This is a genomic window from Klebsiella aerogenes KCTC 2190, from assembly GCF_000215745.1.
GTDB lineage: Bacteria > Pseudomonadota > Gammaproteobacteria > Enterobacterales > Enterobacteriaceae > Klebsiella > Klebsiella aerogenes.
Genome location: NC_015663.1, coordinates 3,423,066 through 3,437,558, shown reverse-complemented (window position 1 = coordinate 3,437,558; position 14,493 = coordinate 3,423,066). Strand labels below are relative to the sequence as shown.

At 57.9% G+C, this 14,493-nt stretch carries 11 protein-coding genes; 9 read left to right on the top strand and 2 right to left on the bottom strand.

Translation table 11 applies throughout. The annotated features are described in order from the left end of the window. Window positions 1–10: 10 nt before the first annotated feature. Window positions 11–1,429, bottom strand: coding sequence for a glutamine synthetase family protein (locus EAE_RS16190; RefSeq protein ID WP_015367262.1), 1,419 nt, complete (start codon window positions 1,427–1,429; stop codon window positions 11–13). A gap of 225 nt (window positions 1,430–1,654) precedes the next feature. On the opposite strand from EAE_RS16190, the gene puuD reads away from it, so the two are divergent. From puuD to puuE, 5 genes are all read left to right on the top strand, one after another. Beyond that, window positions 1,655–2,407: a gamma-glutamyl-gamma-aminobutyrate hydrolase gene (puuD, locus tag EAE_RS16185; RefSeq protein WP_164926747.1), complete on the top strand. Its 753-nt coding sequence runs from the start codon at window positions 1,655–1,657 to the stop codon at window positions 2,405–2,407. Window positions 2,408–2,432: 25 nt separating this feature from the next. Next, complete coding sequence (gene puuR, locus EAE_RS16180; RefSeq protein WP_002898590.1) at window positions 2,433–2,990, top strand: HTH-type transcriptional regulator PuuR; 558 nt, start codon at window positions 2,433–2,435, stop codon at window positions 2,988–2,990. 249 nt (window positions 2,991–3,239) lie between these two features. Beyond that, window positions 3,240–4,727, top strand: a complete 1,488-nt coding sequence (puuC, locus tag EAE_RS16175; RefSeq protein ID WP_015704979.1) for an aldehyde dehydrogenase PuuC — start codon at window positions 3,240–3,242, stop codon at window positions 4,725–4,727. A gap of 2 nt (window positions 4,728–4,729) precedes the next feature. After that, entirely contained in the window at window positions 4,730–6,010 is a 1,281-nt protein-coding gene (locus tag EAE_RS16170; protein WP_015367265.1) for an NAD(P)/FAD-dependent oxidoreductase, read from the top strand. A gap of 46 nt (window positions 6,011–6,056) precedes the next feature. Continuing rightward, complete coding sequence (gene puuE / locus EAE_RS16165; protein WP_015704978.1) at window positions 6,057–7,322, top strand: 4-aminobutyrate transaminase; 1,266 nt, start codon at window positions 6,057–6,059, stop codon at window positions 7,320–7,322. On the opposite strand, the gene EAE_RS16160 is transcribed toward puuE, so the two are convergent. Continuing rightward, window positions 7,309–8,304, bottom strand: coding sequence for a LysR family transcriptional regulator (locus EAE_RS16160; protein ID WP_164926746.1), 996 nt, complete (start codon window positions 8,302–8,304; stop codon window positions 7,309–7,311). The two genes, puuE and EAE_RS16160, sit on opposite strands and share 14 nt — an antisense overlap. Window positions 8,305–8,386: 82 nt before the next feature. Between EAE_RS16160 and EAE_RS16155 the strand changes: the two genes are divergently transcribed. The 4 genes from EAE_RS16155 (at window position 8,387) to EAE_RS16140 (ending at window position 14,473) form a co-directional block, all read left to right on the top strand. Further along, the gene (locus EAE_RS16155; RefSeq protein ID WP_015704976.1) at window positions 8,387–9,472 is read left to right on the top strand and encodes a tartrate dehydrogenase; all 1,086 of its coding nucleotides are present in this window, start codon (window positions 8,387–8,389) and stop codon (window positions 9,470–9,472) included. Between the two features lie 764 nt (window positions 9,473–10,236). Beyond that, window positions 10,237–11,844 (top strand): BCCT family transporter, encoded by a 1,608-nt coding sequence (locus EAE_RS16150; RefSeq protein WP_015704974.1) that lies wholly within the window; start codon window positions 10,237–10,239, stop codon window positions 11,842–11,844. Between the two features lie 37 nt (window positions 11,845–11,881). Next, a complete protein-coding gene (yeaW, locus tag EAE_RS16145; RefSeq protein WP_015704973.1) occupies window positions 11,882–13,006 on the top strand; it encodes a carnitine monooxygenase, oxygenase subunit YeaW in 1,125 nt (374 codons plus the stop codon). Between the two features lie 18 nt (window positions 13,007–13,024). Then, window positions 13,025–14,473 (top strand): NAD-dependent succinate-semialdehyde dehydrogenase, encoded by a 1,449-nt coding sequence (locus EAE_RS16140; protein ID WP_015704972.1) that lies wholly within the window; start codon window positions 13,025–13,027, stop codon window positions 14,471–14,473. The last annotated feature ends 20 nt before the right edge of the window (window positions 14,474–14,493 follow it).

Below are 14,493 nucleotides of genomic sequence, written 5' to 3'. Positions count from 1 at the left end.
GGGGCGACCATCAGGCGTTTTTCAACATCCACTCAATTTCCGTTTCTGTGATAAGACGCTCGAACTGCAGTAACTCATCATTCTTACAGGCGTGGTAAACGTGGCAGAAACGCTCGCCAAGACGCTCCCGCAGATGATCGTTTTGCATAAACTCCCACAGGGCGTCGCTCTGGCGGATTGGGAACGGCAAGCCTTCTTGTTCCAGACCGTTACCTTCCACCTCGTCCTGCAGCGGCAGCGGATTATCCAGCCCGTGCAGGATACCGGCGAAAATCGCCGCCATCACCAGATACGGGTTGGCGTCCGCCCCGGCCACGCGATATTCAACGCGGTGGTTATGCCGATCGCCACACGGAATGCGCAGCGCTACCGTACGGTTGTTATGCCCCCATGACGCCTGCGTCGGCACATACATGCCCGCCTGGAAGCGACGATACGAGTTCACGTTCGGCGCCAGCAGCGCCATCGACGCCGGCATCAGGTCAATCATCCCGGCCAGCACGCGTTTCAGCAGGGCTGAATCCTCGCCGTCCGCATCCGCCAGCACGTTTTCACCTTTATTGTTTTGCATGCTGATATGGATATGCATCCCGCTACCCGCATGCTCTTCATAAGGTTTCGCCATAAAAGTGGCGTGCATCTTATGCTTCTCCGCCATTAAACGCACGAGACGTTTTAATGCCAGCGCATCATCGCACGCATCCAGCACGTTATCGGTGTGGTGGAGGTTGATTTCGAACTGCCCCGGAGAGGCTTCGGCCACCGCGCCATCCGCCGGGATCAGCTGTAACTGGGCCAGTTCGTCAATATCATTCAGTACATCGGCAAAATGGTTGAGGTTATCAACGGAATAGACCTGGCTTTGGGTATTACGGTCGTCGGTGCCGGGCGCGCACGGCGGCTGCAGGTAGCCTTCGGCATCGCGTTTGCGATCGAGTAAATAGAACTCCAGCTCTACCGCTACCACGGGGAACAATCCGCGCTGGCGGAGCTGCTGCCAGAGGCGGTTGAGTACGTTCCGCGGCTCAACGTCAAAGGGAGCGCCATCTTCATCAACCATGGTCAACAGGACCTGGCCGATGTATTCCGGATCGGCTGCCGAAGGGGTCAACGTGCCCAATACCGGGACACAGCTGCGGTCCGGTTCGCCCATATCCTGGCCAAGCCCGGCCTCTTCCACCACGTTGCCGAGAATATCCATCGCGAAAACGGACGCCGGGAAGTAGCAGCCCTTCTCCAGCTTGCTGAGGCTGGCGACCGGAATGCGTTTGCCGCGGAAGCAGCCGTTCAGGTCTGTGAGGAGTACATCGACATACTGAGTGTTGGGGTAGGTTTCGAGGTAGCGCTTCACTTCTTTAGCGAACGCGCTTACCCGTCTCTCTTCCGTCTGCTGAACAAAATTCTCAACTTCTACGATATTGGTATCCATGATTCACCGCCGTTGTTTTAGTTTTCGGACCCTGACTGAAAACGTCAAATATAATGTCCACCCTTCGAATGTGTATGCAAACAAAATGTTTGTCAAATGTTAAATTAAGTTTGCAAACGGCTATTTCCACTGCTAGATTGAGAAAATATTGAACGATATGGCCGTTTATCAGCCACAGGCGGTCATAATTTAGTCCACTTTGTGAGGGCGATCATGGAAAATATAATGTACAAGCCAGTTATTGGCGTCGTGATGTGTAGAAACAGGCTTAAGGGTCACCAGACCCAGACTCTGCAAGAAAAGTACCTGAATGCCATTGTTAACGCTGGCGGACTGCCGATTGCCCTGCCGCACGCGCTGGCCGAGCCGGAACTGCTGGATGCGTTAGTCGATAAACTGGACGGGATCTACCTGCCAGGCAGCCCCAGCAACGTGCAGCCGCACCTTTATGGTGAAAACGGCGATGAGCCTGACGCCGACCCCGGGCGTGATCTTCTGAGCATGGCGCTAATTAACGCCGCGCTCGAAAGGCGCATCCCCATTTTCGCCATCTGCCGAGGGCTGCAGGAACTGGTTGTCGCCACCGGCGGGACTCTGTATCGTCGTCTGTTTGAACAGCCGGAACTGCTGGAGCATCGCGAAGATCCTGAACTACCGGTGGAGCAGCAGTATGCGCCGTCCCACCAGGTGGAGGTGCAGGAAGGAGGTTTACTTTCTCAGTTAATACCGGGCTGCAACACGTTTTGGGTAAACTCGCTACACGGCCAGGGCGCAAAAACGCTGGGTTCGTGTCTGCGCGTGGAGGCCCGTTCACCGGATGGGCTGGTTGAGGCGGTCAGCGTCAACGACCACCCTTTCGCGCTGGGCGTGCAATGGCATCCTGAATGGAACAGTAGCGAATACGCCCTGTCGCGTATGTTGTTTGATGGTTTTATCACCGCCTGTCAGAGCCATGTCGCCGAAAAGCGGCGGCTCTGACCACTACAGTTAAGGAAATGCAAATATGAGCGATGACGGACTGGCGCCAGGGAAACGTCTGTCAGAGATCCGCCAACAGCTGGGTCTTTCACAGCGTCGTGCCGCCGAACTGTCTGGGTTAACACATAGTGCCATCAGCACCATAGAGCAGGACAAAGTCAGTCCTGCCATCAGTACGCTGCAAAAGCTGCTGAAAGTATATGGGCTGTCGCTCTCGGAATTCTTTTCTGAACCCGAAAAGCCGGATGAGCCGCAGGTCGTCATTAATCAGGACGATCTTATCGAAATGGGGAGTCAGGGCGTTTCAATGAAACTGGTTCATAACGGAAATCCGAACCGTACGCTGGCGATGATTTTTGAAACTTACCAGCCTGGGACCACAACCGGGGAGAGAATTAAGCATCAGGGTGAGGAGATAGGCACCATACTGGAAGGTGAGATCGTGCTGACGATTAACGGTCAGTCGTACCACCTGGTGGCTGGACAGAGCTATGCCATTAATACCGGCATCCCTCATAGCTTCAGCAACACCTCGGCAGGTATCTGCCGCATTATCAGTGCCCACACCCCCACCACATTCTGATTTCTTAGCCTGAGCAGGTTTCAGGCTTTCTTCAGGCCTGTCGCGGCGGATGTAATATTTCCGCCGCGGCGAAGAACTCGCAGTAATAATACCTGCGCAGCGCGGAAATCTTATTTCCTGCTGGCCCAAAGATAATTAACGCCAGTGAATGGCGAAGAGACGGTTTTCTACCCCGGGGACGCCCTGCGCCCTGAGCCCCTGAAAACGCCGAACCCTATATTTTGCCGATGATGTTTTTAAGGAGTCATGATGAATTTTCAGCACCTGGCTTACTGGCAGGAAAAAGCGAAAAACCTGGCCATTGAAACGCGCTTATTTATTAACGGCGAATATTGCGCCGCGGCCGATAATACCACCTTCGAGACTATCGACCCTGCCGCACAGCAGACATTAGCGCAGGTCGCCCGCGGTAAAAAAGCCGATGTCGAACGGGCGGTGAAAGCCGCGCGTCAGGCTTTTGATAACGGCGACTGGTCGCAGGCCTCTCCGGCCCGGCGTAAAGCGGTTCTCACGAAATTTGCTGACCTGATGGAAACCCATTGTGAAGAGCTGGCGCTGCTGGAAACGCTCGATACCGGCAAACCGATTCGCCACAGCCTGCGCGACGATATTCCCGGCGCCGCCCGAGCCATTCGCTGGTACGCCGAAGCGCTGGATAAAGTTTATGGCGAGGTCGCGCCCACCGGCGGCAACGAGCTGGCAATGATCGTTCGTGAACCGATTGGCGTGATTGCCGCGGTAGTGCCGTGGAACTTCCCGCTGCTGCTGGCCTGCTGGAAACTCGGCCCGGCGCTGGCGGCAGGTAATAGCGTAATACTCAAACCCTCGGAAAAATCGCCGCTCACCGCCCTGCGACTGGCAGGGCTTGCGAAAGAAGCCGGACTCCCGGACGGGGTGTTAAACGTGATCAGCGGCTTTGGCCACGAGGCCGGGCAGGCGCTGGCGCTGCATCCTGACGTTGAAGTCATCACCTTCACCGGATCCACCCGTACCGGCAAACAGCTGCTGAAAGATGCCGGCGACAGCAATATGAAGCGCGTGTGGCTGGAAGCGGGCGGTAAGAGCGCCAATATCGTCTTCGCCGACTGTCCGGATCTGCAAAAAGCGGTCAACGCCACCGCCGGCGGTATCTTCTATAACCAGGGGCAGGTCTGCATCGCCGGCACCCGCCTGCTGCTGGAAGAGAGCATCGCCGACGAGTTCCTGGCATTACTGAAAGCACAGGCGCAAAACTGGCAGCCGGGTAATCCGCTCGATCCCGATACCACCATGGGAATGTTAATTGATAACGCCCATGCCGACAGCGTGCACAGCTTTATCCGCGGCGGTGAAACCAAAAGCACGCTATTCCTCGACGGGCGGAAAAATCCGTGGCCTGCCGCCGTCGGCCCGACCATTTTCGTCGATGTCGACCCGGCCTCAACCCTCAGCCGCGAAGAGATCTTCGGCCCGGTGCTGGTCGTCACGCGCTTCAAAAGCGAAGAACAGGCGCTGCAGCTGGCCAACGACAGCGACTACGGTCTCGGCGCCGCGGTGTGGACCCGCGATCTGTCGCGCGCACACCGCATGAGTCGCCGCCTGAAGGCCGGCTCGGTCTTCGTCAACAACTACAACGATGGTGATATGACCGTCCCGTTCGGCGGCTATAAGCAGAGCGGCAACGGGCGCGATAAATCGCTGCACGCGCTGGAAAAATTCACCGAACTGAAAACCATCTGGATTGCTCTGGAGTCTTGATCATGACTGAACATACCACTAGCTACTACGCCGCCAGCGCCAATAAATATGAACCGTTCCCGACGCTGGAGGAATCAATCACCTGTGATGTCTGCGTCGTCGGCGGCGGCTACACCGGCCTCTCCTCGGCCCTGCATCTGGCCGAAATGGGTTACGACGTGGTGGTGCTGGAAGGCGCGCGTATCGGCTTCGGCGCCAGCGGCCGTAACGGCGGACAGCTGGTTAACTCCTATAGCCGCGATATCGACGTTATTGAGAAGAACTACGGCCCGGATGCGGCCAAAATGCTCGGCAGCATGATGTTCGAAGGCGGCGATATTATTCGCGAGCGCATCCAGCGCTACCAGATCCAGTGCGACTACCGCCCAGGCGGCCTGTTTGTGGCCATGAACCATAAGCAAATGGAAACGCTGGAAGAGCAAAAAGCCAACTGGGAGCGCTACGGCAATACCCAACTGGAGCTGCTCGACAGCCATGCCATTCGTCGCGAAGTAGACAGCGACCGCTACGTCGGCGCCCTGCTCGACCACAGCGGCGGCCATATTCACCCGCTGAACCTCGCCATCGGCGAAGCGGACGCCATTCGTCTTAACGGCGGCCGGGTGTATGAGCAGTCGCCGGTGACCCGAATTCAGCACACCAGCCCGGCGGTAGTCAGTACCGCTCGCGGCCAGGTAACCGCGCGCTACGTGATCGTCGCCGGTAACGCCTATCTCGGCGACAAGCTTGAACCGGAGCTGGCAAAACGCAGCATGCCGTGCGGCACTCAGGTCGTGACGACCGCTCCGCTGTCGGAGGACTTAGCCCGCTCGCTGATCCCGAAAAACTACTGCGTGGAAGATTGTAACTATCTGCTGGACTACTACCGCCTTACCGGCGACAACCGCCTGCTGTACGGCGGCGGCGTGGTCTACGGCGCCCGTGACCCGGACGACGTCGAGCGGCTGATTATGCCGAAGCTGCTGAAAACCTTCCCGCAGCTGCAGGGGGTGAAAATTGACTACCGCTGGACCGGCAACTTCCTGCTGACCCTGTCGCGTATGCCGCAATTCGGCCGTCTCGATAACAATATTTACTACATGCAGGGCTACAGCGGCCACGGCGTAACCTGCACCCATCTGGCCGGACGCTTGATTTCAGAACTGCTGCGCGGCGATGCCGAGCGCTTCGATGCCTTCGCCAAACTGCCGCACTACCCGTTCCCGGGCGGGCGCAGCCTGCGAATTCCTTTTACCGCCATGGGCGCCGCCTACTACAGCCTGCGCGACCGCCTTGGGGTCTGATTTGCCGTTCGGTTCCGTGATTAACTTTTGCTAAAGGGTGTTTATTATGAGCAACAATGAATTCCATCAGCGTCGTCTTTCCGCTACCCCGCGCGGCGTGGGCGTTATGTGCAACTTCTTTGCCCAGAGCGCGCAAAACGCCACGTTGACCGATGTCGAGGGCAATGAATATATCGATTTCGCCGCCGGTATCGCGGTGCTGAATACCGGCCATCGCCATCCGCGGATGGTCGCCGCGGTTGAACAGCAGCTACAGCAATTTACCCATACCGCCTATCAGATCGTGCCTTATGAAAGCTATGTGTCGCTGGCGGAGAAGCTCAACGAACTGGCGCCGGTCAAAGGCCCGGCAAAAACCGCCTTCTTCTCTACCGGTGCGGAAGCGGTAGAAAACGCGGTGAAAATCGCCCGTGCCCATACCGGACGCCCCGGCGTTATCGCCTTCGGCGGCGGTTTCCATGGCCGTACCTATATGACGATGGCGCTAACCGGTAAGGTCGCGCCGTACAAACTGGGCTTCGGGCCGTTCCCCGGCTCGGTATACCACGTGCCGTACCCGTCAGCGCTGCACGGTATCAGCACCGCCGATTCGATTACCGCCCTTGAACGCCTGTTCAAAGCCGATATCGAAGCCAAACAGGTGGCAGCGATTATTTTCGAACCGGTACAGGGCGAAGGCGGCTTTAACGTTGCGCCGAAAGAGCTGGTTGCCGCGGTACGCCGCATCTGCGATGAGCACGGCATCGTGATGATTGCCGATGAAGTGCAGAGCGGCTTCGCCCGCACCGGCAAATTGTTCGCCATGGATCACTATGCCGATAAACCGGATCTGATGACGATGGCTAAAAGCCTGGCGGGCGGCATGCCGCTTTCCGGCGTGGTTGGTAACGCGCAGATTATGGATGCCCCGGCGCCGGGCGGCTTAGGCGGCACCTACGCCGGCAACCCGCTGGCGGTGGCGGCCGCGCATGCGGTGCTGGATATCATTGATAACGAAGCGCTGTGCGAGCGCGCGCAGTTCCTCGGCGAGCGCCTGCTGGCAACGCTACAGGAAGTTAAGGGCTGGTGTCCTGCGCTGGTGGAAGCGCGCGGCGTGGGTTCGATGATCGCCGCCGAGTTCTTCGATCCGGCGACCGGCGAACCTTCGGCGGCGATTGCGCAGAAAATCCAGCAGCAGGCGCTGGAGCAGGGCCTGCTGCTGTTGACCTGCGGTCAGTATGGCAACGTCATTCGCTTCCTCTATCCGTTGACCATCCCGGATGCTCAATTCTCCCGCGCGCTGACGATTCTGCAAAGCGTCACTCGTCTGTAACGCCCTCCGCCGGCGGCGCTGGTCGCCGGCTGTTTTCCTCACTGCTGACGATACACTGCTGGGGATAGTGCTGCTGAAAATAGTGGCGCAGAAACTCCACGGTGGTGCGAATTTTGGCTGAGGTCGCCAGCCGCGACACGTAGACCGCCCAGACGTTGGCGGGCTGATAATAGTCCGGCAGCACGTGTACCAAATGGCCGCTGGCGATATTTTCACTGACATCCCACCATGAACGTAATGCAATCCCCTGCCCATCCAGACACCACTGATGCACAATCTCTCCATGGTTGGAGGAGAGCGGCCCGGTCACTTTGATCGCGTGCTGACCCTCTTTGCTGTGCAATTGCCAGACGCCAAACGGATGGTCGCGCTCTTTGATCACCAGGCAGGGTAAGGTAGCCAGATCGCTAAGCTGCTTCGGCTGCGGATGGCGGGCAAGAAACTGCGGTGACGCGCAGAGAATACGGTGGTTGGTCGCAAGCTTGCGGGCAATCAGATTCGGCGCGATATCGTCGCCGACGCGAATATCGAGATCCACCCCTTCATTGACTAAATCCACCAGCCGGTCCTGGACATCGAAGCGCAGCTCAAGTTGTGGGTACTGGCGCGCCAGCGCCGACAGCGCGGGGGCGACCACCCGGCGACCAAAGCCGAAGCTGCTGATAATCCGTAGCGTTCCCTGCGGTACCTGACGCACGTCGGAAAGCTCGTCCATCATCTCATCCACATCCTGCAGAATGCGCTGCGCCCATTCGTAGATCCGCTCCCCCTCTTCGGTAATGGTGACCCGACGGGTGGTACGGTGCAGCAACATCACATGCAGGGTTTGCTCCAGCAGCGAAACCCGCTTGCTGACGAACGCCGGTGAGACGCCAAGCTCCTCGGCGGCGGCGGCAAAACCAGCCCGGCGAGCGACCAGCATGAACACGCGTAAATCATTTAGCAGCGGCAGATTATTCATGATCTGTGTTTTATGTTTCACCAGTTAGCGTGATTAATTATGAACCAGTCAATTATAGGATAGGCAGGTGGTCAAACATCATCGCTAAAAAGTGAGAACCGGAATGAAAAAAACCTGTCGTATTGCCGCCATCCCCGGTGACGGAATTGGTAAAGAAGTTCTGCCTGAAGGTATTCGCGTGCTGCAAGCCGCCGCGCAGCGTTGGGATCTGTCGCTGAGCTTCGAACAGATGGAGTGGGCAAGCTGCGAATATTACACCCATCACGGCAAGATGATGCCGGACGACTGGCGCGAGCAGTTGCAGGGCTTCGATGCTATCTATTTCGGCGCCGTCGGCTGGCCGGATACCGTCCCCGACCATATCTCGCTTTGGGGGTCGCTGCTGAAGTTCCGCCGTGAGTTCGATCAGTACGTCAACCTGCGCCCGGTGCGCCTGTTCCCCGGCGTCCCCTGTCCGCTGGCGGGTAAAAAGGCCGGCGACATCGATTTTTACGTGGTGCGCGAAAATACTGAAGGCGAATATTCCGCCCTTGGCGGTCGCGCCAATGAAGGCACCGAGCATGAAGTGGTGATTCAGGAGTCGGTCTTCACCCGCCGCGGCGTTGACCGGATCCTGCGCTACGCCTTTGAGCTGGCGCAAAGCCGCCCGCGTAAAACGCTGACCTCAGCCACCAAATCTAACGGTCTGGCGATCAGCATGCCCTACTGGGATGAGCGCGTGGAAGAGATGGCCAAAAGCTATCCCGAGATTCGCTGGGACAAGCAGCATATCGATATTCTCTGCGCCCGCTTCGTGCTGCAGCCGGAACGTTTCGACGTGGTCGTCGGCTCCAATTTGTTTGGCGATATTCTGTCGGATCTCGGCCCGGCCTGTACCGGCACTATCGGTATTGCGCCGTCGGCTAACCTGAACCCAGAGCGGACCTTCCCGTCGCTGTTCGAACCGGTTCACGGGTCGGCGCCGGATATCTACGGTAAAAATATCGCCAACCCGATCGCTACCGTTTGGGCCGGGGCGATGATGCTCGATTTCCTCGGAAACGGCGACGAGCGCTACCATGCCGCGCACAACGGCATTCTGGCGGCGATAGAGCAGGTGATCGCCAGCGGGCCGAAAACCCCGGACATGAAAGGCAACGCCTCAACGCAGCAGGTCAGCGACGCTATCTGTAAGGCCATTTTGGCGTAATTACTCCGCCGCTCCCCGGTGGCGCTGCGCTTACCGGGGCTACAATGGCACGCTCATGTAGATATCGCATCGGTTTGCAACGGTTTTGGTCCGGGAAAAACATGTGCTTTGTGTTAATTCAGAGCACATTGCGCTCCCGATATTTCTTCTGCGTTATGGCTCTCATGGCGCAGGGAGCGCACAGAGGGCGGCCATTCGCCGCCGCCCTCTGTACTCCCGGGCTCTGGCCGCCAAAATCGCCACTTCGTGGTACCTTCGACTTATCCCTGCAGGCTTCGGGTCGGGCCGAGGCAGCGTCCTTGCAAAACACGGCCCTCAGCCCGCATCCATGCGGGCTGCCCCGGCCTTCCGGGAACGTCTCAGCGATTTTGAGGCCACCAACACCAGCAGTTTCAGCCAGCGTGGTGAATAAATAAAAGGCAGGTCGCTCGGACCGTAGCCCGGGTAAGGCGTAGCCGCTACCCGGGAAAACTCGCGCCAACTCCTCTCTCTCCTCTGAATGCAGAAAACCCCACAATTGACAAGTGAACCGCATCACAGCGGCGAACTTTATTGATTCCTGAAAGGAAAGAACCTGCGCCAATTCACCTTTTATTATTTCCGTTCCGTGTTTTATTGCTTCACGAATCGGCCAATTGTTTAATTCATGTAACGAAGAAATAATCCAATTGTTAATAGCATTTTGCTACGAACCCTGACCCTACAGCGTGATAACAACGACAGGCTAAAGCCACCGACGGGCAACCGTGCCCAGGAGATCACTCATGTTGAGCAACGTAAAGAAAAAAGATGTGCCGCTGATTGTCATCAGCCTGGCGGCCATTGTTTTCATCGCCGCTACATTAAGTCTCTTCCCCCAACAAACCGCCCAGGCGGCAAATTCGATTTTTAACGGCGTTACCCGCCTGCTGGGTTCCGCGGTACAGGTGCTGGTGCTGCTGGCGCTGGGACTGGTGTTATATCTGGCCACCAGCAAATACGGCAATATCCGGCTCGGCGAAGGCAAAGCCGAGTACAGCACTCTCTCATGGCTGTTTATGTTTATCTGCGCCGGACTCGGCTCCTCTACGCTGTACTGGGGTGTTGCCGAGTGGGCTTATTACTACCAGACCCCTGGCCTGAATATTGCGCCGCATTCGGCAAAAGCGCTGGAATACAGCATCCCGTACTCTTTCTTCCACTGGGGCATTAGCGCGTGGGCGACCTACACCCTCGCCTCGCTGATCATGGCCTATCACTTCCACGTGCGGAAAAATAAAGGCCTCAGCCTTTCCGGGATCATTTCGGCGATCACCGGCGTCAATCCGCAGGGCTTCTGGGGTCGCCTGGTTGACCTGATGTTCCTGATCGCCACCGTCGGCGCGTTAACCATTTCGCTGGTAGTCACTGCCGCCACCTTCACCCGCGGCCTGTCAGCTCTCACCGGACTGCCGGATAACTTCACCGTCCAGGCGTTTGTGATCCTGCTCTCCGGCGGTATTTTCTGCATGAGTTCGTGGATTGGTATCAACAACGGCCTGCAGCGTCTGAGCAAAATGGTCGGCTGGGGGGCGTTCCTGCTGCCGTTGGTGGTATTACTGATCGGCCCGACCGAATTCATCACCAATAACATCATCAACGCCATCGGTCTGACGAGCCAAAACTTCCTGCAGATGAGCCTGTTTACCGACCCGCTCGGCGACGGCGCCTTTACCCGCAACTGGACTGTCTTCTACTGGTTGTGGTGGATCTCCTATACCCCTGGGGTGGCGATGTTCGTCACCCGCGTCTCCCGCGGACGCAAAATCAAAGAGGTCATTTGGGGACTGATTCTCGGTAGCACTGCCGGCTGCTGGTTCTTCTTCGGAGTGATGGAAAGCTACGCCATGCATCAGTTCGTCAACGGCGTGATTAACGTGCCGCAGGTCATGCAGACCCTCGGCGGCGAAACCGCCGTCCAGCAGGTGCTGATGTCGCTGCCGGCGGGCAAGCTGTTCCTCGCCGCCTATCTGTTCGTGATGATTGTTTTCCTCGCTTCGCACATGGATGCGGTGGCTTACACCATGGCGGCGACCAGTACCCGTAACCTGCGCGAAGGCGAGGATCCGGATCGCGGCATGCGCCTGTTCTGGTGCGTGGTGATCACCCTCATCCCGCTCTCGATTCTGTTTACCGGCGCCTCGCTGGAAACCATGAAAACCACCGTGGTGCTGACCGCCTTACCGTTCCTTGCCATTTTACTGATCAAGACCGGCGGCTTTGTACGCTGGCTAAAACAGGACTACGCCCACGTGCCTGTGCATCAGATAGAAACCCATACGCCCGAGCCGATCGTTAAAGCCGAGACGCTGCCGGTTGGCGCGGTACTCAAAGGCGACGGCCAGTCGCTGTAAAAAACGCTTACTGACAATAATCACAAGGTGACCCTACATGAGCAATTTAAGCCCTGACTTTACCCTGCCGATTAACTTTTGTGCCAATCCACAGGACGCCTGGACCATTCCGGCCCGTTTTTACACCGACAGCCAGGCGTTTGAGCACGAGAAAGAGCGTATCTTCGCCAATAGCTGGATTTGCGTCGCCCACGGCAGCGAAGTCGCCAGGCCGAACGATTACATTACCCGAGAGATCATCGGCGAAAATATCGTTATCGTCCGCGGGCGCGACAACATTCTGCGCGCCTTCTATAACGTCTGCCCGCACCGCGGCCACCAGTTGCTGAGCGGCGAAGGTAAAGCCAAAAACGTGATTACCTGCCCCTATCACGCCTGGGCCTTCAAGCTGGACGGCAATCTCGCCCACGCCCGCAACTGCGAAAACGTGGAGAATTTCGATAGCGATAAGGCAACGCTTGTGCCGGTTCGCCTTGAAGAGTATGCCGGCTTTGTATTTATCAATATGAACCCGCAAGCGGAGAGCGTGGAAACACAACTACCGGGGCTACAGGACAAAGTGCTGGAAGTCTGCCCGGATGTTCATGAGCTGAAACTGGCGGCGCGCTTTACCACTCTTACCCCGGCGAACTGGAAAAATATCGTCGATAACTATCTGGAATGTTATCACTGCGGCCCGGCGCACCCGGGCTTCTCGGATTCCGTGCAGGTTGACCGTTACTGGCACACCATGCACGGCAAATGGACGCTGCAGTATGGCTTTGCCAAACCGTCCGAGCAGTCCTTTAAATTCGAAGAAGGTACCGACGCCGCGTTCCACGGTTTCTGGCTGTGGCCGTGCACCATGCTCAACGTCACGCCGATCAAAGGCATGATGACCGTCATTTATGAATTCCCGGTGGATGAAGAGACCACCCTGCAGAACTACGACATCTATTTCACCAATGAAGAGCTGACCGACGATCAGAAGGCGCTGATTGAGTGGTATCGCGACGTGTTCCGCCCGGAAGATTTACGCCTGGTGGAAAGCGTGCAGAAGGGGCTGAAGTCCCGCGGCTATCGCGGCCAGGGACGCATTATGGCGGATAACAGCGGCAGCGGGATCTCCGAGCATGGGATCGCGCATTTCCACAATCTGGTCGCCCAGGTGTTCCAGCCGTAATCGTTGAAGGAGTTGGCTATGTCCGTATTTCACTCAAATCTGTTTCGCCAGCAGGCGCTGATTGCCGGAAGCTGGCGCGACGCCGCCGACGGTACGACCCTTGCCGTCAGCAATCCCTCCACCGGCGAGGCGCTCGGCCAGATCCCCAATATGGGCCGGACGGAAGCGCAGCAGGCGGTGGATGCCGCCGCTGCCGCGCTGCCGGCATGGCGCGCGCTTACCGCCGCCCAGCGCGCCGCGCTATTGAAGAACTGGCACCGCCTGATCCTCGAAAACAAGTCCGCGCTGGCGCAGATTATGACCGCCGAGCAGGGCAAGCCACTAGCGGAAGCGGAAGGCGAAATCGCCTATGCGGCCTCGTTTCTCGAGTGGTTTGCCGAACAAGGGAAACGCGCCAACGGCGAGATAATCCCCTCCCCCGGCGCCGATAAACGCCTGATGGTGATCCGCCAGGGCGTGGGCGTCTGCGCGGCGATCACCCCGTGGAACTTCCCGGCGGCGATGATCACCCGTAAGGCCGGCCCGGCGCTGGCCGCGGGTTGTACGATGGTAATTAAGCCTGCCAATGAAACGCCGTTTACCGCGCTGGCGATGGCGGAACTGGCGAATCAGGCCGGGATCCCGCAGGGCGTCATTAACGTTGTCACCGGCCAGTCGCGTGAGATTGGCGCGGTGTTCACCGGCGATGAGCGGGTGCGTAAGCTCTCCTTTACCGGTTCGACCGAAGTCGGCCGCGTGCTGATGCGCCAGTGCGCGGAATCCATCAAAAAGCTCTCTTTAGAGCTCGGCGGTAACGCGCCGTTTATCGTCTTTGACGACGCCGATATCGATAAAGCGGTCGAGGGGGCGCTGATCGCCAAGTTCCGCAACGCCGGGCAAACCTGCGTCTGCGTCAACCGTTTCTATATTCATCGCGCCGTCTACGACCAATTCTGCGACAAGTTCGTCGCCCACGTCGCCGCCTTGAAAGTCGGCGATGGCAGCGAGTCCGATGTCCAGATTGGCCCGCTTATCAACGCCGACGCCGGACGCAAAGTCCAGTCCCTGCTCGACGACGCGCTCACCCGCGGCGCGACGCTGTTAACCGGCGGTAAAGCGCATCCGCTGGGCGGTAATTTCTTCACCCCTACGGTGATCGGCGACGTACAGCCGGGGTCACTGCTGCTGCAGGAAGAGATTTTCGGCCCGGTGGCCGCGCTGGTGAAATTTGAGGATGAGCAAGAGGTCATTGAGCAGGCCAATAACACCATCTACGGCCTCGCCTCCTATTTTTACAGCAACGATGCCGCCCGTATCTGGCGCGTCTCCGAGCAACTGGAATACGGCATGGTCGGCATCAATACCGGGCTGATTTCTAATGAAGTCGCGCCATTTGGCGGAGTGAAACAGTCGGGTCTTGGCCGCGAAGGCTCGGAACACGGAATCGAAGATTACCTGGAGATGAAGTATCTCTGCCAGGGGTTGTAAATATCCTCTCCCGGCGACGG

Coding starts and splice junctions, on each gene's coding strand:
- EAE_RS16190 (WP_015367262.1), bottom strand. CDS start 1,429: ATGGATACCAATATCGTAGAAGTTGAGAATTTTGTTCAGCAGACGGAA.
- puuD (WP_164926747.1), top strand. CDS start 1,655: ATGTACAAGCCAGTTATTGGCGTCGTGATGTGTAGAAACAGGCTTAAG.
- puuR (WP_002898590.1), top strand. CDS start 2,433: ATGAGCGATGACGGACTGGCGCCAGGGAAACGTCTGTCAGAGATCCGC.
- puuC (WP_015704979.1), top strand. CDS start 3,240: ATGAATTTTCAGCACCTGGCTTACTGGCAGGAAAAAGCGAAAAACCTG.
- EAE_RS16170 (WP_015367265.1), top strand. CDS start 4,730: ATGACTGAACATACCACTAGCTACTACGCCGCCAGCGCCAATAAATAT.
- puuE (WP_015704978.1), top strand. CDS start 6,057: ATGAGCAACAATGAATTCCATCAGCGTCGTCTTTCCGCTACCCCGCGC.
- EAE_RS16155 (WP_015704976.1), top strand. CDS start 8,387: ATGAAAAAAACCTGTCGTATTGCCGCCATCCCCGGTGACGGAATTGGT.
- EAE_RS16150 (WP_015704974.1), top strand. CDS start 10,237: ATGTTGAGCAACGTAAAGAAAAAAGATGTGCCGCTGATTGTCATCAGC.
- yeaW (WP_015704973.1), top strand. CDS start 11,882: ATGAGCAATTTAAGCCCTGACTTTACCCTGCCGATTAACTTTTGTGCC.
- EAE_RS16140 (WP_015704972.1), top strand. CDS start 13,025: ATGTCCGTATTTCACTCAAATCTGTTTCGCCAGCAGGCGCTGATTGCC.